This is a genomic window from Roseospira marina (genome assembly GCF_014197855.1).
Lineage (GTDB): Bacteria > Pseudomonadota > Alphaproteobacteria > Rhodospirillales > Rhodospirillaceae > Rhodospira > Rhodospira marina.
Genome location: NZ_JACIGJ010000003.1, coordinates 138,862 through 162,895 on the forward strand (window position 1 = coordinate 138,862; position 24,034 = coordinate 162,895).

The 24,034-nt window shown below is 68.5% G+C and carries 19 protein-coding genes; 7 read left to right on the top strand and 12 right to left on the bottom strand.

Annotation, left to right across the window (positions count from 1 at the left end; translation table 11 throughout):
- Window positions 1–79 precede the first annotated feature (79 nt).
- Window positions 80–709 carry an SAM-dependent methyltransferase gene (locus tag GGD82_RS05055; RefSeq protein ID WP_150061933.1) on the bottom strand — a complete coding sequence of 210 codons (630 nt, stop codon included), beginning with the start codon at window positions 707–709 and terminating at the stop codon, window positions 80–82.
- A gap of 211 nt (window positions 710–920) precedes the next feature.
- Here GGD82_RS05055 and GGD82_RS05060 point away from each other — a divergent pair, with 211 nt between their 5' ends.
- The 7 genes from GGD82_RS05060 to GGD82_RS05090 all read left to right on the top strand — a co-directional run bounded on the left by GGD82_RS05060 (window position 921) and on the right by GGD82_RS05090 (window position 11,693).
- Window positions 921–2,351 (top strand): efflux RND transporter periplasmic adaptor subunit, encoded by a 1,431-nt coding sequence (locus GGD82_RS05060; protein WP_150061932.1) that lies wholly within the window; start codon window positions 921–923, stop codon window positions 2,349–2,351.
- Window positions 2,348–5,521 carry an efflux RND transporter permease subunit gene (locus tag GGD82_RS05065; RefSeq protein WP_150061931.1) on the top strand — a complete coding sequence of 1,058 codons (3,174 nt, stop codon included), beginning with the start codon at window positions 2,348–2,350 and terminating at the stop codon, window positions 5,519–5,521. The genes GGD82_RS05060 and GGD82_RS05065 overlap by 4 nt, the downstream gene beginning before the upstream one ends.
- Before the next feature lie 92 nt (window positions 5,522–5,613).
- The gene (locus tag GGD82_RS05070) at window positions 5,614–5,832 is read left to right on the top strand and encodes a dodecin (protein WP_150061930.1); all 219 of its coding nucleotides are present in this window, start codon (window positions 5,614–5,616) and stop codon (window positions 5,830–5,832) included.
- A gap of 167 nt (window positions 5,833–5,999) precedes the next feature.
- Window positions 6,000–7,844 (top strand): extracellular solute-binding protein, encoded by a 1,845-nt coding sequence (locus tag GGD82_RS05075; protein WP_150061929.1) that lies wholly within the window; start codon window positions 6,000–6,002, stop codon window positions 7,842–7,844.
- 16 nt (window positions 7,845–7,860) lie between these two features.
- Window positions 7,861–8,973 (top strand): microcin C ABC transporter permease YejB, encoded by a 1,113-nt coding sequence (locus GGD82_RS05080; RefSeq protein WP_150061928.1) that lies wholly within the window; start codon window positions 7,861–7,863, stop codon window positions 8,971–8,973.
- A gap of 6 nt (window positions 8,974–8,979) precedes the next feature.
- Window positions 8,980–10,068 (top strand): ABC transporter permease, encoded by a 1,089-nt coding sequence (locus GGD82_RS05085; RefSeq protein ID WP_150061927.1) that lies wholly within the window; start codon window positions 8,980–8,982, stop codon window positions 10,066–10,068.
- On the top strand, window positions 10,068–11,693 hold the full coding sequence (locus GGD82_RS05090; RefSeq protein ID WP_150061926.1) for an ABC transporter ATP-binding protein: 1,626 nt from the start codon (window positions 10,068–10,070) through the stop codon (window positions 11,691–11,693). Before GGD82_RS05085 ends, GGD82_RS05090 begins: the two co-directional genes overlap by 1 nt.
- Before the next feature lie 84 nt (window positions 11,694–11,777).
- Here GGD82_RS05090 and larB read toward each other — a convergent pair whose 3' ends face one another.
- The 11 genes from larB to GGD82_RS05145 form a co-directional block, all read right to left on the bottom strand.
- Entirely contained in the window at window positions 11,778–12,431 is a 654-nt protein-coding gene (larB, locus tag GGD82_RS05095) for a nickel pincer cofactor biosynthesis protein LarB (RefSeq protein WP_150061925.1), read from the bottom strand.
- A complete protein-coding gene (larE, locus tag GGD82_RS05100; RefSeq protein WP_150061924.1) occupies window positions 12,431–13,243 on the bottom strand; it encodes an ATP-dependent sacrificial sulfur transferase LarE in 813 nt (270 codons plus the stop codon). Before larE ends, larB begins: the two co-directional genes overlap by 1 nt.
- On the bottom strand, window positions 13,240–14,625 hold the full coding sequence (larC, locus tag GGD82_RS05105; protein WP_221240721.1) for a nickel pincer cofactor biosynthesis protein LarC: 1,386 nt from the start codon (window positions 14,623–14,625) through the stop codon (window positions 13,240–13,242). Before larC ends, larE begins: the two co-directional genes overlap by 4 nt.
- Window positions 14,622–15,905: a nickel-dependent lactate racemase family protein gene (locus GGD82_RS05110; RefSeq protein WP_150061923.1), complete on the bottom strand. Its 1,284-nt coding sequence runs from the start codon at window positions 15,903–15,905 to the stop codon at window positions 14,622–14,624. Before GGD82_RS05110 ends, larC begins: the two co-directional genes overlap by 4 nt.
- A gap of 68 nt (window positions 15,906–15,973) precedes the next feature.
- Window positions 15,974–17,140, bottom strand: coding sequence for a glycerate kinase (locus tag GGD82_RS05115; RefSeq protein ID WP_150061922.1), 1,167 nt, complete (start codon window positions 17,138–17,140; stop codon window positions 15,974–15,976).
- 25 nt (window positions 17,141–17,165) lie between these two features.
- Window positions 17,166–18,731 (bottom strand): TRAP transporter large permease, encoded by a 1,566-nt coding sequence (locus GGD82_RS05120; RefSeq protein ID WP_150061921.1) that lies wholly within the window; start codon window positions 18,729–18,731, stop codon window positions 17,166–17,168.
- Window positions 18,724–19,419 (bottom strand): TRAP transporter small permease subunit, encoded by a 696-nt coding sequence (locus tag GGD82_RS05125; RefSeq protein WP_150061920.1) that lies wholly within the window; start codon window positions 19,417–19,419, stop codon window positions 18,724–18,726. Before GGD82_RS05125 ends, GGD82_RS05120 begins: the two co-directional genes overlap by 8 nt.
- Window positions 19,420–19,515: 96 nt before the next feature.
- On the bottom strand, window positions 19,516–20,670 hold the full coding sequence (gene dctP, locus GGD82_RS05130) for a TRAP transporter substrate-binding protein DctP (protein ID WP_150061919.1): 1,155 nt from the start codon (window positions 20,668–20,670) through the stop codon (window positions 19,516–19,518).
- 271 nt (window positions 20,671–20,941) lie between these two features.
- Window positions 20,942–21,640: a FadR/GntR family transcriptional regulator gene (locus GGD82_RS05135; RefSeq protein WP_150061918.1), complete on the bottom strand. Its 699-nt coding sequence runs from the start codon at window positions 21,638–21,640 to the stop codon at window positions 20,942–20,944.
- Between the two features lie 124 nt (window positions 21,641–21,764).
- Entirely contained in the window at window positions 21,765–22,793 is a 1,029-nt protein-coding gene (locus GGD82_RS05140; RefSeq protein WP_150061917.1) for a sodium:calcium antiporter, read from the bottom strand.
- Between the two features lie 168 nt (window positions 22,794–22,961).
- Window positions 22,962–23,915, bottom strand: a complete 954-nt coding sequence (locus GGD82_RS05145) for an OmpA family protein (RefSeq protein ID WP_170284242.1) — start codon at window positions 23,913–23,915, stop codon at window positions 22,962–22,964.
- Between the last annotated feature and the right edge of the window lie 119 nt (window positions 23,916–24,034).

Here is a 24,034-nt window from a genome sequence, read left to right on the forward strand (position 1 = left end):
GAGGGCTTCTATAATCGGTCCGGCGGCGCCTTGCAAGAACGGATCTGCGGAAAAGCCGCCCCCGGGTCACGCAACCGGATCACACATCCGCCGTCGCGTGTTCCGCGACGCGGCCCACAAGGCGGGTCGTGTGGGCGACACCCCAATGCGCCAGCCCCTCCTCCAGAGACTCCTCGCCGTCTTCGAGAACGTCGAACGCCAGCAGGCCGTCGAAGTCCGCCCGCAGCGTCGCGACCTCGTACATCATCGCCGGATCCGGCGGCCCGCCCGAGCCAAGCTCCCGCTGACGGGGATGAAAGGCCTCCAGGATCAGCACCCCGCCGGGCTTGAGCGCGCGGGCCATGGCCCGGTGCACGGCCGTGCGGTGCTCCGGCGCCAGATGGAGAAAGAGGGACACGACAGCATCATACTGCCCCACCGGCCAGTCCCAGGTGGTCAGGTCGGCGCAGGTCGTGCGCAGAGTCGTGCCCCGGTCGAGCGCCAGGCGCATCGCCTTCTGCAACCCCACGGCGGAGATATCCACGGTGTGCACCCGGAGCCCCTGCCCGGCCAGCCACACACCGTTGCGGCCCTCGCCATCCCCGACGGCCAGCACGGATTGCCCGACGTCCAGCCGGAACCGCTGCCGCACCAGAAAGGCGTTGGGCTCGACGCCATAGATGTGACGCGCGCTCGACCCGTAGCGGTCGTCCCAAAAGTCTGCGTCCATAAGTAACCGGCTCCCACGTTGGTGTCCGTCGCCGGCTGCCGGACCACAGACGGTGACGCATGGCGGTGCCTCGGCCATACTTTGTCACACCGTGGCGCTCGCCTGTCGCACATGGGGTGTAACCCTGCGCGGGTCCACCCCTGTCTGGGTCCCCCCCTGTCCTGTCCGCCCGCCGCCGCCCTTCCGACCGACCGAGCCAGAAGGTCCCACCATGCTCCGATCCGTTGCCGCCGCCGGGCGCCGCCATTGGCGCAAGGCCCTGTTCGCCCCACCGCTCGCGCTGGGCGTGCTGCTGATCCTGGTTCTCGCGGGCGGCAAAGCGCCGCCGGTGCACGCCGACGGCGCGGCCGAAGCCGCCCGGCCGGCGCGGTTCATCGTGGTGCCGGAGGTCGCCCTGGTGCCGCGCGCCAGCGGATTCGGCCAGGTCAGCCCGCAGGACATCTGGCAGGCGGTGGCCCAGGTGGCCGGGCGCGTGGTGGCGGTGAACGACAACCTCAAACGCGGCGCCATCCTGCCGGAAGGCGCCGAGATCGCCCGGATCGACCCGGCGACCTACGCCCTGACGGTGCGTCAACGCGAAACCGACCTGCGCGAACTGGAGGTACGAGAGGAGAACGCGCGCGCCTCCATCGCCATCGAGGAGCGCACCCTGGAGGTCGCCCGGCGGGATCTGGCGCGCCAGCGCGACCTGCGGCGATCCGGGGCGGCCTCCCAGGCGACACTGGATCAGGCCGAACGCACCGTCCTGACCGGCGAGCAGAGCCTCCAGAACCTGCGCAACACGCTGAACCTGTTGCCGGCGCAACGCGCCCTGGCGGAGGCCAAGCTGGAGCAGGCCCGGCTCGACCTGACCAACACCAGCATCACGGCCCCGTTCGCCATCCGGATCTCTCAGGTCAATGTGGCCGAGTCGCAGTTCGCCACCGTCGGGCAGGTCCTGGCGGAGGGCGACAGCATCGCCGTGTCCGAGGTGGAGGCGCAATTCACCTATGGCGAACTTCTGCCGCTGATCGGCGGCGTCAGCGGCGACGCGATCCGGCGCGCGGTCCGTGAGGACCGGATGGGCGCGGCCGCCGGCATCACCGCCACCGTGCGCCTTCAGACCGGCGGCACCGTGAACCGCGTCATGACGTGGCCGGGCCGGGTGGTGCGGGTGTCCGACACCATCGACCCGAAAACCCGCACCGCCGGGATCATCGTCGCGGTCGAGGACAGCTACGAGCGCGCCATACCCGGCGTCCGCCCCCCGCTGGTCAAGAACATGTTCGTCGAGGTGGAGCTGACCGGCCCGGTCATCCCCGGCGCCGTCGTGATCCCGCGCCTCGCGATGCACGGCGGCGCGGTCTACCTGCTGGACGCGGACGACCGGCTGGTGAAGCGCCCCGTCACCATCCGCTTCACGCAAGGCGACCTCGCGGTGATTGAACAGGGCCTCGCGCCCGGCGACCGCTTGGTCGTCACCGACCTGATGCCTGCCGTGGCCGGCATGCTGCTCGACCCCCGCCGCGACGACGCCGCCCGCGACCGCCTGATCGCCGCCGCCGAGGCATCCGGACCGGGGGCATCCGGACCGGGGGTGTCCGGACCGGGGGTGTCCGGACCGGGGGCGGACCACACACCGGCCGGGGAGGCGCGCCAGTGATCGCCTTCTTCGCCCGCCACCCCACCGCCGCCAACCTGCTGATGATCGGAATCCTGGTGCTTGGGCTGGCCGCCCTGCCCAGCCTGCAACGCGAGACCTTCCCCAAGCTGTCGCTCGATGAAGTGCAGGTCACCGTGGTCTACCTCGGCGCCACCGCCGACGAGGTCGAAACCGCTATCTGCCAGCGCCTGGAAGAGGCCGTTTCGGGCATCAACGATCTGAAGGAACGCCGCTGCGAGGCCGTGGAAGGGGTCGGCACCCTGACCGCCGAAATGCTGGACGACGGCGACATCCGACGGTTCGAGGACGACATCAAGACCGAGGTCGACGCCATCGACAGCTTCCCGGAGGACACCGAGGATCCCGTGGTCCGCACCCTGGGGCGCAGCGACTTCGTCGCCTCCGTCGCCATCACGGGCGAGATGCCGGCGACCGACCTGAAAGCCTACGCCGAGGAGCTCAAGAACCGCCTGAACGCCGCCGGCCTGGGACAGGTCGAGATCAACGGCTTTTCCGACCGGCAGATCCGCATCGAGGTCGCGATGGAAACGCTGCGGCGCTTCGGCCTCAGCCTGTCCGACTTCGCAACCCTGATCGAACGCCAGAGCCAGGACCGCCCCTCCGGCCGGGTGGAGACGCGCGACGGCGACGTCATCGTCCGGTTCGCCGACGAACGGCGCTCCGCCGCCGCCTTTCGCGATCTGGTCATTGTCGCCTCCACCACGGGGGGCGAGCTGCGGCTGGGGGACATCGCGCGGGTCACCGACCTGTTCGAGCGCGCGGAAGAGAAGGTGCTGTTCAACGGCACCCGGGCGGCGCTGCTCGACATCACCAAGACCCGCGCCCAGGACACGCTGGTGGTCATGGACCGCCTGAACGCCTTTCTCGACGAGGAACGGGCCCGAGCGCCGGCGGGCGTGGCGCTGACGGTGACCCGCGATTCGGCCTCCATCGTGCGCGACCGCCTGACCATGCTGCTGGACAACGGCGTTCAGGGCCTCGTGCTGGTGTTCCTGACGATGTTCCTGTTCTTCTCGCTGCGCTTCAGCTTCTGGGTGGCGATGGGCCTGCCGGTGTCGTTCATGGGCGGCCTGTTCCTGATGGGCGCGTTCGGCCTGACCATCAACATGATCACGATGGTGGCCCTGCTGATCGCCGTCGGCCTGCTGATGGACGACGCCATCGTGATCTCGGAGAACATCGCCCGCCACCTGAAGCGCGGCAAGGCGCCCTACGACGCCGCCATCGACGGTGCGCGGGAGGTGTTTCCGGGCGTTGTCTCGTCCTTCGTGACCACGATCTGCATTTTCGGCGCGCTGGCGTTCCTGGCGGGCACGCTGGGGCAGATCCTGCGGGCGCTGCCGGTCGTGTTGCTGCTGGTGCTGGCGGTCAGCCTCATCGAAGCCTTCATCATCCTGCCGCACCATCTGGCGCACGCGCTGGAAAAGCATACGGAAAAGGACCCGGCGAGCTGGCGGCGCCGGTTCGAATCCGGGTTCGACTGGGTGCGCGAGCGGCTGATGGGCCGCCTGGTCGATGTGGCGGTCTCCTGGCGCTACCTCGCCTTTGGGCTGCTGATGCTGGCGTTTCTGAGCACGGTCGCGCTGGTGGCCGGCGGATTCGTGAAGTTCCGCGCCTTTCCGCACATCGACGGCAACACGATCCAGGCCGAGATCTTGATGCCGCAGGGCACCCCGCTGGCGGAGACCGAGGCCGCCGTGGCCCATGTGACGGCGGCCCTCGATTCGCTCGGGCGCCGCCTGTCGGAAGATCTTCCGGCGGATGCCGCGGCGCGCGACCCCGACGCGGCGGCCACCATAGGCGGCCCCCTGGTGCGCAACGTGGTGACGCTCTATTCGGTCAACACCACGGCGGCGGAAAGCGGCGCCCACGTCGCCACGGTCAGCGCGGACCTGATCGACTCCGACCAGCGCCCGGGGCTGCCGTCCAAGGCCGTCGCCGCTGCGTGGCGCGCGGAAGCCGGTGTGATTCCGGATGCGATCAGCCTGCGGTTCGCCGAACGCCAGCTCGGCCCCGCCGGGCGCGCGGTCGAGATCCGCCTGCGCGGGCGGGATACGGACTCGCTCAAGGCGGCCGCCCTCGACCTGCGGCGGTGGCTGGAGGGCTACGCCGGCGTGTACGACGTCATGGACGACATGCGGCCCGGCAAGCCCGAGGTGAGCCTGTCCCTGCGCGACGGCGCCAGCGCCCTGGGCGTGCGGGCCGACACGGTGGCCCGGCAGATCGCCGCCGCGTTCCAGGGTGTGACCGTGGACGAGTTGCAGATCGGCGACGAGGCGGTCGAGATCGACGTCCGCCTTCTGGCCGAGGATCGCGATTCCCTGGCCGACCTCGACCGCTTCATGGTGACCACCGAGGACGGGGCGTCGATCCCGTTGACCAACGTCGCCACCCTGGAAGGAACGCGCGGCTGGGCGCGGATCGCCCGGGTCGACGGCTCGCGCACCATCACCGTGATCGGCGATGTGGATGATTCGATCGCCAATGCCCAGCAGATCGTCGCGCACACAAAGGCGGTGTTCCTGCCCCAGCTTCTGGAGCGTCATCCCGACGTGCGGCCGGACTTCGAGGGCCAGGCCAAGGAAATGGCCGAGACGATGATGTCCCTCGGACGCAACATGCTGATCGGGTTGATCGGCGTGTTCCTGCTGCTGTCGTTCCAGTTCCGCAGCTATGCCGAACCCGTCATCGTCATGACCGCCATCCCGATGGCCCTGATCGGCGCCATCCTGGGCCATCTCGCGCAGGGCCTCGAGCTGTCGATGCCCTCCATGATCGGTCTGGCCTCGCTGGCCGGCGTGGTGGTCAACGACTCAATCCTGCTGGTCATGTTCATCAAACAACGCCGCCTGGAGGGGATGAGCGCACCCGACGCCGCCCGGCGCGCCGCCCGCGAGCGGTTCCGGCCCATCCTGCTGACCTCGCTGACCACCATCATGGGTCTGGGGCCGCTGCTGCTGGAGACCAGCCTTCAGGCGCAGGCGATGATTCCGCTGGCCACCAGCCTCGCCTTCGGCCTGACGTCGGCCACCGTGCTGGCGCTGGTCCTGGTGCCGGTGGTGTACGTCATCCTGGACGACCTGGGGGTTGCGCGACGGGTCCGCCACGACGACGTGTCCTCGGTAGGCCGCGATCCCGTCCCCTCCTGACCGGGCGCGGCGCGGCCCCCGTCTCTCACACCAGCGGAGGCGTGCCCCGTGGGCGCGCCGTCCGTTTCCAAGACGCAGAGGGAAATGCCATCATGAGCGACCATGTGTACAAGATCGTCGAGGTTGTCGGCTCGTCCAGCACCAGCATCGAGGATGCCGTCCAGGGCGCCGTGGCCCGCGCCAGCCAGACGCTCGACAATCTGCGCTGGTTCGAGGTGCTGGAAACACGCGGCCACATCGAGAACGGCAAGGTCGGCCACTATCAGGTCCGCCTAAGGATCGGATTCACGCTGGACAGTGTCGAGGCCTGACGGCGCGCCCCTCCGTTTTCCGCCTCCGCCGTGCGGACGCGGATTCGGGCGCCGTGCCTTGATCGTGCCACGCAACGTCCGCACTATCTCTCAGGAGACCTCTCGGGGAGGGTCCACGCGGCGCTCCCCGAGAACGTTCGTGCCCGCATCCCGACCGGAGTGCCCCCATGCGTCGACGTGGCCTGTTCGCCCGCCTGTCCGCCCTGCCCCTCATCCTCCTGCTGGGTCTGTCCGCCCCCCACGCCCTTGCCGCGCCCAGCCACGCCATCGCGATGCACGGGGCGCCCAAATACGGGCCGGAGTTCACGCACTTCGACTACGTCAACCCGGAGGCGCCCAAGGGTGGAACGCTCAAGCTGGCCTGGGTGGGCAGTTACGACAGTCTGAACCCCTTCATCATCAAGGGCCGACCGGCCATCGGCCTGGGGTTGGTCTACGACACGCTGATGGTGGCATCGTCGGACGAGCCGTTCAGCCATTACGGGCTGGTCGCCGAGAGCGTGGAGACCCCGAACGATCGCTCCTGGGCCATCTTCCGGCTGAATCCGAAGGCACGGTTTCACGACGGTCACCCCATCACGGCCGAGGATGTGCTGTTCAGCTTCGACATCCTGCGCACCGAGGGCGCCCCCCTGTACCGGTTCTACTACGCCGACGTGTCCGAGGCAGTCGCCCTGGACGACCACACCGTGAAGTTCACATTCTCGACCAACCGGAACCGCGAGCTGCCGCTGGTGCTCGGCCAGTTGCCGGTGCTGCCGAAACACGCCTGGGAAGACCGGACCTTCAGCGACACCACTCTGGAGCCGCCGGTGGGCAGTGGCCCCTACCGGGTCGCCGCGTTCGAGCCGGGCCGGTATATCCGCTACGAGCGGGTCAAGGACTACTGGGGCGCCGACCTGCCGGTCATGGTTGGGATGTATAATTTCGATGCCATCCAGTACGACTACTACCGGGATTTCACCGTGGCGGTGGAGGCGCTGAAGGCCGGCGAATACGACTTCCGCTCCGAGAACATCGCCAAGAACTGGGCCACGGCCTATGAGGGCGAGAACAAAAACAAGGGCCTGCTGATCCAGCATGCCTTTAAACACAGCCGGGTCGCACCCACCCAGGGCTATGTCATGAACATGCGTCGGCCGCCCTTCAACGACCCGGCCGTGCGGGAAGCGCTGGCCTATGCCTTCGATTTCGCCTGGGCCAACCAAAACTTGTTTTACGACGCCTACGCCCGCACCCGCAGCAACTTCGACAACAGCGAACTGGCCGCGACCGGCGTGCCGGAGGGCGATGAACTGGCGCTGCTGGAACCCTACCGCGACCAGTTGCCGCCGCGCCTGTTCACCGAAGAATACAATCCACCCTCGGTCCCGGCACCGGGCGAAATCCGTCAGAACCTGCGCACCGCGCTCACCATCCTGAACAAGGCCGGTTGGGAGATGAAGGACGGGGTCATGACCCAGACGGAGCGGGGCGACACCCTGCGCTTCCAGATCCTGCTGGACAACCCGTCGCTGGAGCGGGTGACCCTGCCCTATGTGCAGAACCTGAAGCGGCTGGGCGCCGACGTCGACGTGCGGGTGGTCGACACGGCGCAGTACACCAACCGCATCAACAGCTTCGACTTCGACATGATCGCCGAGATCTGGGCGCAGTCGGACAGCCCGGGCAACGAGCAGCGCGAATTCTGGAGCCGCGACACGGCCAACGTGGAGGGCAGCCGCAACCTTACCGGTGTCTCCAGCCCCGTGGTGGACGCCCTGATCGACGATATCGTCCGCGCCGACAGCCGCGAGGACCTGGTGACCGCCGTCCATGCCCTCGACCGGGTGTTGCAATGGACCTTCTACCTTGTGCCCATGTACCACTCAGAGGCCGACCGGTTCGTCTATTGGAACCGCTTCGGCATGCCGGAGATTACGCCCGACAGCGGCGCCAGCGTGATGACGTGGTGGATCGACCCGGAGAAGGATGCCGCCCTGCGCGCCGCTGGCGTACTGACCGACCGTTAAGGGCGGAACGCCGATCATGCTGGCCTATATCATCCGCCGCCTGCTGCTGATTCCCTTGACGCTGCTGGGCATCATCACCGTCAACTTCTTCATCGTGCAGATCGCCCCCGGCGGCCCGGTGGAGCAGATGCTGGCCCAGATTCAGGGCTCCGACGTCAGCGCGACGGCCGCCTTCTCCGGCGGCGGCGGCGATATGGGCGGCGGCGGAAACGGGGGAGTATCCGGAGGGGGCGGCGGCGACGGCAGCGCCTATGCCGGAGCCCGCGGTCTGGACCCCGCCTTCATCGCGGAGATCGAAAAACAGTTCGGGTTCGATAAGCCGATCCACGAGCGCTACCTGAAGATGCTCAAGGACTACGCCACCTTCGATCTGGGGGAGAGCTATTACCGCAGCACCGGCGTCATGGCCCTGATCTGGGAGAAGATGCCGGTCTCCGTCTCCCTGGGGGTGTGGAGCACGCTGATCATCTATCTGGTCTCCATCCCGCTCGGCATCGGCAAGGCGGTGCGGGACGGCACCCGCTTCGACATGGTCACGAGTTGGATCGTCATCGTCGGCTACGCCGTGCCGGCCTTCCTGTTCGCCATCCTGCTCATCATCCTGTTCGCCCACGGCGGCGTGTTCGATCTGTTCCCGCTGCGTGGGCTGACGTCGGAGAACTGGGCGGACCTGTCCCCGCTCGGTAAGGTCGCGGACTACGCTTGGCATCTGGTGCTGCCGGTGACGGCGATGGTGATCGGCGGGTTCGCCAGCCTGACCATGCTGACCAAGAACTCCTTCCTGGAGGAGATCAACAAGCAGTACGTGGTCACCGCCCGCGCCAAGGGCCTGACGGAGCGGCGCATTCTCTACGGCCACATCTTCCGCAACGCCATGCTGTTGGTGGTAGCCGGGTTCCCCGCCGCGCTGGTGGGTATGCTGTTCACCGGCTCCCTGCTGATCGAAGTGATCTTCAGCCTGGATGGTTTGGGTCTGCTGGGTTTTGAATCCGTCATCAACCGGGACTATCCGGTGATGTTCGGCACCCTGTACGTCTTCGGGCTGCTGGGCCTTGTGCTGAACCTGATCTCCGACGTGACCTATCATGTCATCGACCCGCGCATCGACTTTGAAAGCCGGGAGGTCTGACCGCGCATGACTGACAGCGGCCTGCTTTCCGCCTCCGACACCGGCACCCCATCCGAGACGCCGCAGCGTCGGGGCCCGAACCCGATCTGGCGCCGCCGGTTCGCCAACTTTCGGGCCAACCGCCGGGGGTTCTGGTCCCTGTGGATCTTCCTGCTGATATTCGGCGCCAGCCTGTTCGCCGAGTTGATCGCCAACGACCGGCCCCTGTTGGTCTGGTACGACGGCGCGCCCTATTTTCCGGTCGTGGTCGACTATCCGGAAACGACGTTCGGCGGCGACTTTCCGACCCCGGCGGCCTACCGCGACCCGTTCGTCGCCGACCTGATCCAGGAGAAAGGGTTCATGGTCTGGCCGCTGGTCGAATTCTCGTACCAGACCGTCAACCAGCAGCTTTCCACGCCCGCCCCGGCCCCGCCGAGTGCCGAGAACATCCTGGGCACCGACGACCAGGGCCGCGACCTGTTCGCGCGCCTGCTGTACGGCTTCCGGCTGTCGGTGCTGTTTGGGCTGGCGCTGACGGTCCTGTCCTCCGTCATCGGCGTGGCCGCCGGCGCGGTGCAGGGCTATTTCGGCGGCCTGCTGGACCTGTTCTTCCAACGCTTCATCGAGATCTGGTCCGGCCTGCCCCAACTGTTCATTCTCATCATCGTCTCGTCGGTGCTCGTGCCCGGCTTTTGGACCCTGCTCATCGTGCTGATGCTGTTCTCCTGGACCACCCTGGTCGGCCTGGTGCGCGCCGAGTTCCTGCGTGCCCGCAATTTCGATTACGTGCGCGCCGCCAAAGCGCTGGGCATGTCCGACGGTCTGGTGATGGTCAAGCATGTGCTGCCCAACGCCATGGTGGCCACCCTGACCTTCCTGCCGTTCATCCTGGCCGGCTCCCTGGTCGCGTTGACCTCGCTGGACTTCCTGGGGCTTGGGCTGCCACCGGGCTCGCCGTCGCTGGGCGATCTGCTGCGCCAGGGCAAGGACAACCTGCAAGCGCCCTGGCTCGGCATCGCCGCCTTCCTGGTCATCTCCATCATGCTCAGCCTGCTGGTGTTCATCGGCGAGGCGGTGCGCGACGCCTTCGATCCGCGCAAGGGGACGCACTGATGGCGCAGCCCCGTACGAACGAGACCGTGCTGGAGGTCCGGGATCTGGCGGTCACCTTCGGCCAGCCGCCGCGGACGGTGGAGGCGGTCAAGGGTGTCTCCTTCGCCATCCGGCGCGGCGAGACCCTGGCCCTGGTGGGCGAAAGCGGCTCCGGCAAGTCGGTGTCCGCCCTGTCGGTGCTGCGCCTGCTGCCCTACCCGCTGGCGCGGCACCCGTCCGGCTCCATCCGCTTGGGCGGCACGGAGATGATGACCGCCCCGGACGCGACCCTGCGCCAGATGCGCGGCGGCACGGCGGCCATGATCTTTCAGGAGCCCATGACCTCGCTGAACCCGCTGCATTCGATCGAAAAGCAGATCGGCGAGATCCTGGCCGTGCACAAAGGCCTGACCGGGCGGGCCGCCCGCGACCGCATCCGGGAGTTGATGGGCCTGGTCGGGCTCGCGGACGCCACCGACCGCCTGGGCGCCCTGCCCCACGAATTGTCCGGCGGCCAGCGCCAGCGCGTGATGATCGCCATGGCGCTCGCCAACGAACCCGACCTGCTGATTGCCGACGAGCCCACCACCGCGCTCGACGTGACCATTCAGGCGCAGATTCTCGACCTGCTGGCGGACCTGCGCGACCGCTTCGGGATGGCGCTGCTGTTCATCACCCACGACCTCAGCATCGTGCGCCGCATCGCCGATACGGTCTGTGTGATGAAGGACGGCGTGATCGTGGAGCGCGGGCCGGTCGTCCGCCTGTTCACCGCGCCGGAGCACCCCTACACCCGCGCCCTGATGGCCGCCGAGCCGTCGGGCTCCCCGCGTCCGCCGCGTCCGAATGCCGAAACGGTGGTGACGACGGAGGCCTTGAAGGTCCACTTTCCGATCAAGACGGGCGTCATCCGCCGCACCGTCGGCCATGTGAAGGCCGTGGACGGCGTGACCCTGACGGTGAAGGAGGGCCACACCGTCGGCGTTGTGGGCGAAAGCGGCTCCGGCAAAACCACGCTCGGCCTCGCGCTGTTGCGGCTGATCTCCTCCGACGGACCGATCACGTTCGAGGGCACCCGCATCGACGGCCTGAAGTCGCGCGCCCTGCGGCCGCTGCGCCGGCGCATGCAGGTCGTGTTCCAGGACCCCTTCGGCTCCCTGAGTCCGCGCCTGTCGATCGGGCAGATCGTCGGCGAGGGCCTGGAGGTGCACAGGATCGGCGACCGCGCCGAACGCGAGGCCATGGTGGTGGAGGCCCTGACCGAGGTCGGCCTGGACCCGGACACGCGCCACCGCTTCCCGCACGAGTTCTCCGGCGGGCAGCGCCAGCGCATCGCCATCGCCCGCGCCCTGGCGTTGAAACCGCGCTTCCTGGTGCTCGACGAGCCGACCAGCGCGCTCGATGTCTCGGTGCAGGCGCAGATCGTGGACCTGCTGCGCGATTTGCAGGACCGGCACCGGCTGGCGTACCTGTTCATCAGCCACGACCTGCGGGTCGTGCGCGCCCTGGCCGATGATATCCTGGTCATGAAGAACGGCGTGGTGGTGGAATCCGGCCCGGCGGCGCAAATCCTGGACGCCCCGGAGCAGGACTACACAAAGGCGCTGATGGCGGCCGCGCTGGGGGATGCGACACGCCCAGCGTAAGGACCGGCTTACGGGGCCCTCCCTCAGGGTCGGGCGCCACGCGCCCGAAGAACCGTCAGAAGCGGGCGCGCGCCCGAAGAACCGTCAAGAGCGGGCGCCACGCGCCCGCAGGGCGGCGCAGGCGGCGCCATAACCGTTGTCGATGTTGGTCACCAACAGGCCGGGCGCGCAGCTTGACAGCGCGGCGTTCAGGGCGACCTGACCGCCCGCCGCCACGCCATAGCCCACGGATGTCGGCACGGCGATCAGCAGGCCGGGGAGCAGCCCGCCCGCCACCGTGAACAGCGCGCCTTCCATGCCGGCCACCAGAATCACGGTCGAGAAGGCGGCCAGGGACTCCCGGATTTCCATCAGGCGCCAGAGGCCCGCCACCCCGACATCCGCGTACAGCACGGCGGGGCAGCCGGAAAAGCGCAGGGTGCGCAGGGCCTCCGTCGCCACCGCGAGATCGGCCGTCCCCCCGGTGACGATCGCCACGGGATCCGTCGCGTCCGCTGATGGCATGTCTCCCAACACCGCCGTGCGCGACAGGGGATCGTAGTCCAGCGCCTCGCGCAGATCCTGGGGCAGCGCGGCCCGCGCGGCGGCGTCCAGGCGCGTCAGCAGGCAGCGGCCGTGCGCCGCCCGCGCGGCCCCGGTCGCCGTGGCGATCTGGATGGGGGTTTTGCCGGTGCAGAACACCGCCTCCGGCAGCCCGATGCGGCGCACCCGGTCGGCATCGAACCGAACGTCCGGCATTACTCGGCGGCCTTCAGCGCGGGATGGGCGGCACTGCCCATGGCGTAGCGCGCCAGGGTGACCGGACGTCCCGGCGCCCGCACCCGCAGCCCGGCCAGCAAGGCCGTGCGCCCGCCGACATCCAGCGCATCCAGCGCCGCCGCGTCCAGCTCCACCACCAGGCCCGCGCGGCGCACCCGGCAGCGCACCGTTTGCGGCCGCAGCCAGTCGCGGATCCAGCCCTCGACCGTATGGGCTAGGGCGAGGTCTTCGGCCTCGACCCGCAAACCGGTCTCGATCCGGCTCGACAGGCACGGCGCCGCCGGCAGCGTCGCCACGTCCCCCAGGCCAAGCGCGGCGGCCAGGGCCCGCACGGCCGCCTTGTCCAGGCCGGCCTCGACGAAGGGGTGACGCACGCCGCGTTCCCCGGCCGCCGTCAGGCCAGGGCGGATGTCGTTCAGGTCATCGAAGTTGGTGCCGGATAGGATCGTCCGCCCGGGCGCGGCGTGCGCGGCCGCATCGTACAGATGGCCCTTGCAGATATAGCAGCGGTCGGCGCCGTTCCGGCGGTAGCGCGGATCGGCGAATTCCCCGGAGTCCAGCACGATCAGGGACCAGCCGTGCGCCGCCGCCAAGGCGCGGGTGCGGGCCGTGGCCTCCGCCGGCACCGCCGGTGAGGTCGCATGCACGCACAACAGATCGACGCCCACCCGGGCCGCCGCCGCCGCCAGGGTCAGGCTGTCCACGCCCCCGCTGACCGCCACGGCGCAGGGCGACACGGCCCGAAGCACCGTCGCGAGAGCGTGCGGAACAGGGGCGCCGTCTCGAGTCATAGGGGCTCCTCCTTGTCATCCACATCGCTCAACGCCTCAGCTCCCGCCGTGTGGCGGTGGCGCGCCCGATGGCTGGCCCCGCTGATACCGGCCAGCGCGTCCGCCTCCAGCTTGACGGAGGACACCCCGCCGGGCCGAGCCGCCACTTTCACCGGCCCGACCGAGGTGCCGCGCGCGCGGCGCGCCAGGATGGTGCGATCCATGATCTGGTGCCGCACCCCCAGCGTCGTCGTCTCATGCAGGCAAGCGGAAACGACGTCGGCGTACGTTTCGGGCCGGCAGAGCACCTGCACCTGAGTCGCCAGCCGGCCCTTCTTCAGATAGGCGGGCGCTTGCAGCACGTCCAGGACACCGGTCGTGCGGCGCAGGTGGTCGAGGCCCAACGCCAGATCCTCCGGCGACTGGTCGTCGACCTCGAAGGTCAGCACGGCCACGCGGTCGGTCGGCAGAGCCGGCGCGTCGGTCTGGTCCCCAGCCTCGCGCTCCAGCACCAGCGCACGCAGAACATTGCTGCGGCCCGGAAGGCGCCGGGTGCCGAACCCGGTTCCGACACCGCTGATCGTGAGCAACCCGGCGGGCCGCATCGACGTGGGCGCCAGATGCCGCATCAGCGCGGCGCCCGTGGGCGTCACGCGCTCCCCATCGATGCCGTCGTCGATCACCGGCAGGCCCGCCAGCAGCAACGCCGTCGCGGGTGCAGGCACCGGCACCGGTCCGTGCGCGGTGTTCACCAAACCGCTGCCCAGCGGCAAGGGTGCCAGAGACCATGTGGTCGGTCCCAGCGCCTCGATCACCGCCGCGGCGCCGACCACGTCGGCGATGGAGTCCCAATCGGCGATCTCGTGAAAGCTCACATCTTCGACCGCCTTGCCGTGCACCCGTGCTTCGGCTTCGGCAATCAGCGTGAAAATCGCAATGGCCCGCGCGCGCACGCCCGCCGCCAAGGGCGCGGCTTCCAGCCGGGCCCGGATGTCCGCCCAGCGGCCCGTCGCGTGCGTGTGTGCATGAGTCTCGGTGTGCGCGTGGGTGTGCGCGCGGGTGTGCGTGTGGGCGTGTGCCTCCGCATGGGCATGACCATGGGTATGCGCGTGAGCATGCCCATGAGCGTGATGATGATGGTGGTGATGGTCGGCATGCTCCGACTCGGCGGCCATCTCCGGTCCCCGCACCTGAAAGCGCCGCCCGGTCAGCACGCCGTCGCCGTACGCCTCAACGTGCAAAACCCACCCCTCGGGCAGACCGGCGGCGGCCACCGCCGCGCGCATGGCGGACTCGTGTTCCGGGAAAGCGTCCAGCAGGGCAGCGATCAGCATGTCGCCGGCCACGCCACCGACCGGATCGAGATGGATGTGCCGCGTCGGGCTCGTCACGGACTCCGTCACGCGGCACCCCCCAGCACCGGGATCACATACGGCCCCTCCGGCACCACGGCCACCGACGTATCCCCGTGGCGCGCCACACTGGCGTGCACGGCGGCGGTCAGGTCGGGCACGCTCTCCACCCCTGTCAACTCCAGAGCGTCGCCCAGCCGGGGCGCGTACAATCGAATGGTGCCGCGTCGCATGGTGCGGATCTGCATCTGGGTCTGCCACTCATCGATGTCGGCGAAGTCCTTGCGGGCGATATCCTCCAGGAAGCCGTCCACGCCACGGTCGAGCAGGCGGCGCTGCGCCTCCACATAGGCGCCCGAGCCCATGCCCTCGCTGCAATCCGAGGCGATGATGAGGTCGCCGCCCTCCTCCAGGATGTCCAGCGGCCCGACCATGCCCTTGACGGTCTGATAGTACGTCTTGTCGAGCGGATAGCCCGCCGCCGAGGTCACCACGGTGTGGAACCGACGCGGCACCGAGACGGCCGCGTAGGCGCGCACGAAGTCCACGGCCTTCAGATGGCTTTCGACGATCTCGCCGTAGGTCACGGTGCAGGGCCGGCGGTGGTCATCGATCACCACGTTGAGCGCCAGAGCGCCGCCCACCTTCTCCACGATCGCCAGTTGCTCCCGGTGCAGCGGGTTGCCGTCCAGAACGCAGTTCGCCGCACGCGGGTGCGCCATGAAGGCGTGATTGTGAAACGTCGTGATCGTGTCCCGGTGCGCCACGCCGGGGGCGATCACCTTGCGGCCCCCGGACCAGCCGGCCATGAAGTGCGGCTCCACCAGCCCGGTCGCGATGCGCACATCGGCCTCGACGAAGCGGCGGTCGATGCGCACCGGCGTGCCATGGGCCGTCGGCCCCAGATCCACATGGGCGTCGTCGTCCAGGGCGAAGTGGTTCTCGACCCGCACCGTCTCCAGGACCCAGGGGTCGCCCACCACCTCGGCCAGTTCGTCGTCGAGGTTCGGGCGATGCAACCCGGTCGCCACCAGGATCGTGATGCCGTCCGCCGGGACGCCAGCGTCCAACAGCGTCCGCACAAGGGGCGGCAACAAGAGCCCGTTGGGCACCGGGCGAGTGACATCGCAGATCAGGATGCAGGCGGTGCGGGCACCGCGCGCGCTTTCGATCAGCGGAGCGGCGCCGGTGGGCTGCCCCAACACGCGCTCGACCGCGCCGACCGGATCGGCCAGCACCGGCATGGCGGCCTTTTCGATCACCGTCACGTCCCAGGTGTCGGGCAGGTCCAGCGGCACCGTTGCCTTACCGTACAGCAGTTCGATGCGCATGACCTCACCTCCGATTGGGATCGTGCGTCCCCCTGTCTCGGGGGGACTTGACGCTCAGGATGGGGCGCTCAGGATCGGGCGCCGGGTTCCGTCCGGATCCGGGCACCCACCGCCAGGACGCGAACCATCTGTTCCACCGTGTCCGTCATCAGCCGCCCCGCTTCGGCCATGGCGGCCTCCAGCGTCATCGGCCCCGGCACGATGGGAAACACAGCCTCCAGTCCGGCCGCATGCACGGCGGACAGATCGTCCGCGCGGCTGCCCGCCAGACAGAGGCAGGGAATGCCGCGCGCGCGGGCGCGGCGGGCGGCGGCGGCGGGCGCCTTGGCGTAGGCCGTCGAGGCATCGACCCGCCCTTCGGCGGTCAGCACCAGCGCGGCCCCGTCCAGCGCGGCATCGAAGCCGACCAAGTCCAACACCAGCTCGGCCCCCGGCTTGAGCGTCGCGCCCAGGAACACCCGCAGGCCCATGCCCAGGCCACCGGCCGCGCCCGCGCCGGGTTCATCGCGCACGTCCACGCCCAGGTCCCGCGCCGCCACATCGGCGAGATGCGCCAGACCGGCGTCGAGGGTTGCGACCATCTCCGGGTCCGCCCCCTTTTGCGGGCCGTAGACCGCCGAGGCCCCGTTCGGCCCCAACAAGGGATTGTCGACGTCGCAGACCACTTCGATCCGCAGGTCCTGCAGGCGCGGGTCCAGACCCGAGACGTCCACGCTCTCAATCGCGGACAGGCTGGCGCCCACCGGCTCCAGCGGCTGCCCGGCCGCATCCAGGAAGCGGACGCCGAGGGCGGCGGCCATGCCGATCCCGCCCTCGTTGGTGGCACTGCCCCCGATCCCGACCACGAGATGCTCAATCCCACGGTCGAGCGCGGCGGCGATCAGCGCGCCCGTGCCCTGGCTCGACGTCCGCAATGGGTTGCGCTGGGACGGCGGCACCAACGCCAGACCGCTGGCCGCCGCCATCTCCACCACCGCCAGTCGGCGGTCGGGCACGAGACAGTAGGCGGCCTCCACCGTTTCGCCGAGCGGACCGGGCACCGCGACCCGCTCCATCCGCCCGCCCATGGCCTCGCGGGCCACCTCGGCGAGGCCGTCGCCCCCGTCCGCGATGGGCAGGGGGACGGTCTCGGCGTCGGGCCAGACCCGCCGCACGCCCTCGGCCATGGCCGCCGCCGCCTGGGCGGCGCTCAGGCTTTCCTTGAGAGCGTTGGGGGCCAGAACCACCTTCGTCATCGTCGACCCTCCTTCCCCGGGCGCCCTACAGACCGGACCCGTAGGCCAGCTCCGGCAGCCAGAGCACCAACCGCGGGAACAGCACGCAGAGGGTCAGGACCACCACCTGCAAGGCCAGGAACGGCAGGGTCGACTTCAGGATGGTCGCGGTCGGGATCTCCTCCGGCGTGACGCCGCGCAGGAAGAAGATAGCGTAGCCGAAGGGCGGCGACAGGAAGCTCATCTGCATGTTGACGAGATAGATGACGCCGAACCACAGGGCCACCTCGGATCCCGGCACGCCCGGCAGACCGAACACCCCGTTGAACTCCAGCGACGTGATGATCGGCAGGAAGATGGGCACCGCGAGAAGCAGAATGCCGACCCAGTCCAAGAACATGCCCAGCACGACCAGGATCACCATCATGATGCACAGGATGGTGTACGGCCCAAGGCCGGTGCCCAGGATCATGTCGGAGACGAACTGCTGCCCGCCCTGAAGGACATAGAAGCCGACGAAGATGCTGGCGCCGAACATGATCCACAGGACCATGGCGACCTGCTTCATGGTGCTGATGCAGGCTTGGCTGATGCCGGCCAGGGTCAAGCGGCGATGAATGGCGGCGACGATGATGGCGCCCAGGCTGCCCACGCCAGCGGCCTCCACGGGGGTCGCCAGGCCGGTGAAGATCACACCCAGCACGGTGACGATCAGGATGATCGGTGCCAGCATCTTGCGCAGCAGAACAAGCTTCTCGGCGAACGTGACCCGCTCGTGCTCGTCCAGCGCCGGCCCCATCTCGGGATGCAGCCAGCAGCGCAGGGTGACATACAGCACATAGCAGCCGGACAGCAGCAGGCCGGGCACGACCGAGCCGGCGTACAGCTCTCCCACGGACTCCTGCGCCACGACGGCGTAGATGATGGCCAGGATCGACGGCGGGATGAGGATACCCAGCGTGCCGCCGGCCATGATCGAACCCAGGGCGATCTTGTGGTCGTAGTTGCGCTTCAGCATCGCCGGCAGGGCGATCAGGCCCATGGTGACCACGGCGGCGGCGATGATGCCCACCATGGCGGCCAGGATGGTCGAGGCGACGATGGCCGCCGCCGCCAGACCGCCGCGAATGCCGCCCAGCCACTTGTAGATCACATCGAACATCTCGTCGATGAGACCGGCGCGCTCCAGCATCGAGGCCATGAAGATGAACAGCGGAATGGCCGAAAGCTGGTAGTTCGTCATCATCGGGAAGACGCGCGACGGGATGATGTTCAGCATATACTGGTCACCGACCAGATAGATGAACACCACCGCCAGACTGCCCGTGACGAAGGCGAGTGGCATGCCCAGCATCAGGAACAGCAGCAGCGCGCCGAACATCAGCACGGACAGCCACGAGATATCCACGCCTTGCAGACTGGACTGCAGGGTCCACAGGAACGGCTCGTCCTGATACGGGTCCAGGAACAGGATGTTGACGAGTTCCACGAAGACGGGGATCGCCAGGATCACCGTGCCCAGCACGACCAGCCAGGCGAACCGGCGCGATCCGCGCTTGGGGGCCGTGGGCACGTCCGCCCGCGGCGTGGTGTTTGCCAGGGCATCAGTCATGACGAGCCTCCACGGGCGCTTCGACCAGAAACAGGCGTTGCAGATCCTTGATGAACTGGGCGGCGCCCTGGAGCAGCAGCAGGATCGCGCCGATCACCATGGTGGCCTTGATGGGCGCGTAGCTGATGCGCCACTCGCTGGACGACATGTCGTTGCCGTAGCCCTGACCGAAGAAGTACTGCGACTGGTCCACGGCCTGGGCGAAGAAGGTCCAGGACGTGCTCAGGAAGACGACCATGTAGAACAGGAACAGGACCGAGGTCAGCACGTCGATCGCCGCCTGCCCCTGGGGCGACAGCTTGACGTAGACCACATCGACGCGCACGTGGGCGTGGGTCAGCAGCCCGTAGGCGCCCGCCATCACGTACATCATGCCGAACATCAGGAACGAAGCTTCATGCGCCCAATTGGTCGGGGCGTTGAAGAAGTAGCGCGCCGTGACCTCGAACACGTAGTACCCGACCGCGATGACGGTCCAGTAGCTGGCGAATACACCGCACACGTGGGAGACCCGGTCCATGATCCGGGTGAACGCATTGCCCGGCACCGGCGAGGGCGCCGCCGCCGGCATCGGGGTTCCATGATCGCGGCTGGGGAACAGGGCCACCGCCCCCATGATTAGAAGCGGAACCGCCACCAACAGGCCCCAGTAGAGCCAGTGTGGCAGGACGAAGCCAGACTGCACCATGATCGCCTCCGCGATCCGAACGGATAGGGAAAGGCCGCCGGCGGCGGGATCCCACAGACCGTGGATCCGCGCCGGCCGGCGGCAGAGCGAGACCGCCTAGAGCTTCAGTTCGAAGCCTTCGATATCGGCCGGGTCGATCAGGGCGACGGTCGGATCCTGCATCAGCGCCAGATGCTTCTGGAAGATGCGGGCGGCCATCGGATCGGCGTTGGCCCACTTGAACCACAGCGGAATGGAGACCTTGCGGAACGCCGTGGCGTCCTCTTCCGGCAGGCGGGTGACGGACACGCCGGCCTCGGCGTACTTCGCCCAACTGGCGGCGTTGGCCTCCTGGATTCCTGTGTAGTGCACACGCGAGTAAGCGTTGACCATGTCGGTGAGCAGTTCCTGCATCTGCGGGCGCAGGGAATCCCAAACGCGGCGGCTGAAGGCCACGTCCATCGGGTCCACGGCCTGATGCAGACAGGGCGACGAGGTCGGTCCCATCACGATATACTTGGCGACCTGCTGGAAGCCCAGGTCATAGTCCACGGCTGGCCCGACATAGTCGGCAGCGTCGATGGTGCCCTTCTCCAGCGCCGGATAGACCTCGGAGCCGGGAAGCAGGGTGGTGCGTGCGCCGATGGCCGCGAAGCATTCGGCGATGATGCCGCCGGGCATGCGGATCTTCAGGCCCTCGAAGTCCTTCAGCGAGCTGATCGGCTTCTTCGAGTGGATCACGTTCATGTCGTGATGCACGAGGCCGACCCACTCCAGACCCTGCTGGCGGTACAGCTCGCGGGCGATGTCGGCGACGCCGAAGGAGTAGAACAGCATGTCCCAGTGGTGCGGATGCGGCGGGCCCATCGGGAAGCCGGTCAGGAACACCGCCGCCGGCATGCGGCTGACCCAATAGGTCGTGAACAGGTTCATGGCGTCGAGCACGCCGTTGCGCACGGCGTCGAACAGTTGGAAATCACCGGAGACGGACCCGGCCGGAAACGGCTGAAAGGCCAACTCGCCGCCCGTCACCTCTTTCACACTGGCGCACCAGGTTTCGAAAATCTTGTATCCCGTCGTCCCGGGCTGCCACGAGGTCTGGATACGGATGTTCCGCGTCTGCCCGGCGGCCGTGGCGAGGCTCGGCATCGACAGGCCGGTCGCGGCCACCGCCGCGCCACCGACAGCGGCGGAGGACAGGAACCGACGGCGCGACGCAACGCGGTCGTCGGTGGGAGGCGAGGCAGTCGTCTTGCGCGTATCACCGGACATGGGGCTTCCTCCTTTTTATGGCCCTGCCGAAGCGGTTGTGATCACGCCCGGCCGGACGAATGACGAGGATGGTAAGCCCGCCGTCAGCGGAATGACAATCACGTGATCTGTATTACAACAACACAACTACCGCCGAAATTTGTATGATCCTTTCGACGGCGCACCTAATGAACTTACAGGCTTTCCGCCACTGCGTGCGACCAATCGAAATGCGTTCGCATTGATCTGTCTTGAAGTATGACAACCAGACATCTTCGGCGGGTGTCGCGAATCAGGCGGCGGCGCCGGACCCGAAAATGCGGTGGCGGGCGTTCATCAGGTGCGCGCGCATGGTCGCGCGGGCCGTCGTGGAGTCCCCGGCCTGGATGGCGTCGAGCACGCGGGCGTGTTCCTCGACGCTGCGGGTCAAGTGTTCCTCCGCAAAGGCGGGCGCGAGGTTGCGGCTCAAGTTGATGCCGAACAGGACATGCACCTCGATCGACCGCAGCATGCCCCCGAAGAACTGGTTGCGGGCGGCGGCGGCCACGGCGAGGTGAAACGCCATGTCTTCTTCGCCACCCGTGGATTCCATCGCCACGGCGTCACGAAACGACAGATGGGCCTGCCGCAGCGTCGGCAGCGTGGTGGCGTCGCGCCGCTCGGCGGCCAGAAACGCCGCCTCCCCTTCCATGGAAATGCGAAACTCGAAACAGCGGTTGAGGTCGGCGATGGAGGACACCGGCCCGAAGGTGGGCGGGGCCGACGCACCGGTGGGCCGCTGCACGAAACTGCCCGCACCGCGCCGCGAGACCACATACCCCTTCTCGCGCAGGCGGAACAGGACCTCGCGCACCACCGTGCGAGAGACGGCGTAGGACGAACATAGGTCCGCCTCGCTCGGCAGCCGCTGCCCCACCGTGAACTGGCCGGAGATGATCCGTCCGACCATCTCGTCGTAAATCTGATCGCTCAGGGTCGCGCGTCTGGACATCGTGGGGTGCCTTGGAGGAGTTCTGCCCCGGGCCTCGTGCCCTGGTCCCCACAGTGCCACGGCGCCGCCCCCCAGAAAACAAGATCCGGGAACGCGGCATCCGACCGCTCCGGCGTGCCGACGCTCAGCGCACCGCCTGCACGCCGATCGCCAGGCCGTACAGCCCCAGCATGGCCACGCTCTCGAACCCGATGCCGGCGATGCCGCGACGCTCCCGCACCACCAGGCCCAGAAGCAGGACCGCCGTCATGGCTGCCCCCAACGCGACCCAGAACAGGTCGCCGCCGCCCACCGCGTGGTACAGCGACCCGTCCCGGTAGGCGATATCCGAGGCGGACAGGAACAACACGTCGAAAATGTTGCCGCCGATGATGCCGCCGATGGCCAGTTGCAGCGCCCCACGCCGCACCGCCGCCAGCGTCGTGATGAGTTCCGGCAGCGAGGTCGCCACGGCGGTCAACAACGCGCCGATGGCCGTTTCGGAGATCCCCAACTCGTCGGCCAGCCGACCGCCGGTCTTGGAAATCACCCAGCCCGACACGCCCAGAAGCAGCGCCAACACAAGGAACTGGGCCAGCAGGGGCCAAGGGCCCCCGCCGCTGTCCGGGCTTTCGTCCGGCGTGTCGTGGCGCGTCTCGCGGGTCGTGACGGGGTGCCACATCGGGTCCTCGCGCACGCGGGCGGTGGTGCGCATGCCCAACACATAAACCACCACCAGCACCACGGACACCGGATGCACACCCCAGAGGGTGAAATCCGGCCCGGTCGCGGCCAGCATGGGCAAGGCAAGCATGAACGTCAGCACCGCCGCCTGCACCACACTGGCAATCTCGGCGGCGGCGTGCTCCATGTTGGCGCGGCGAAACAGCAGATCCGCGATGGCCAAAAACGCCGTCTGCGCGGCGATGCCCCCGACCGCGTTGGCGAACGCCAGCGAGGGCCGCCCGTCCACCGCCGCCGTCACGGACACCACGACGCCTGACAGCGACGTCGCCAGCCCGAGCAGGATCCCGCCGATCAACGCCTCCCCCAGACCGGTGCGGTCGCCCAGACGGTCGGCCAGATCGGCCATGCGCACACCAAGCAGCGCGATGAGGAGGCCAGCGCCCCCGAACAGGCCGAAGGTCACCGGTAACGAGAGGGTGTCGATCATGAACGGGGTCTCCCCGTGGGATGGACTGGGTCAGGGGCCGCCGGGCCTCGGTGCGGGGCGGCGGAGACGCGCCGCCCCGCACCGATCCGGATCCACCACACAGGGACGGGCCTGGACCGATGCGGGGCGCATCGCACGGGATGAACCGATGTCAGGACGACGGCGGCCTTACCAGAGGTCGGATTCCAGAACCACGTCGCCGGCCGAGGCCATCGCCACCGGATGGTCTGCGGCCTCGCGCCACACGGCCTGCACCACCACGCGCCGGTTGCGGGGTTCCCGCACACCATCGCCCGTTTCCACCGCCGGCGCCGTCTCGCCCGCGCCCGCCATGGCGAGCGTATCGATCTGGTCGACGCGCAGGCCCATATCCGTCAGGGCCTCGGCCACGGCCACGGCCCGCCGTTCGGAGAGATCCCGGTTGTAGTCCGCCGGCCCCGCCCGGTCGGCATGCCCGATCACGCGCAGGGACACCGCATCCGGATCATCAAGTTGGGTTTCCAACGCGCGCAGGGCGTCCTGTGCGTCCGACGTCAGGGTTGCCTGATCGAACCCGAAGTACACCACCGTCTCGGCGACCACATCGGGCGTCGCACCCGCGTCATAGGCCGCGATCACCGTCATGGCGTCGCGGAACTGGCTGCGGCAGGCCTGAATATGCGCCGCCTGATGGCCTTCCTGCACCTGCTCCACCCAGCAGTCGTAACTGACCAGGGCGTACGCGGAGGCCTTGGGCGCGATGGCCGGTCCGTCCGTCTCCAGCACGCGGATCAGGGCGGCGCGCGCCCGTTCAAGGCGGGTCCGCTCAAGGCCCGGCTCGATCCCCTGGTCTTCGACGGTCTCGGGCGCGATCGGCTCGCCGTGCGCGAGCGCAACCCCCTTTTCGGCGAAATACTCGGCATCATACCAGTCCGCCATCTCATCCGCCTCGAACAGGCTGAACTGCTTGTAGTACCGGATCGCCTGCTCGCGGAAGGTGGGCGCGTCGGCGGAAATGTCGACGGACCGCATCGCATCCACGGCGCCAAAGCCCCACTGGCTATGAGCCGGCGACGCCAGACCAAGGCAGACAACAGCGACGCCGGCGGCCACCGGCGTGAGAGACATCGTGTTCAGCGGCATTGTAGGCCTCCGTTGCGCCAGACTCGCCGGCAGCCGGACGCGCGCCATGCGCCGCGTCGGCCACCGGGTGAAGGTCGCGAGTGGTGGAGGGAAGTCGGAGCGACATGTCGTGCCAGCAT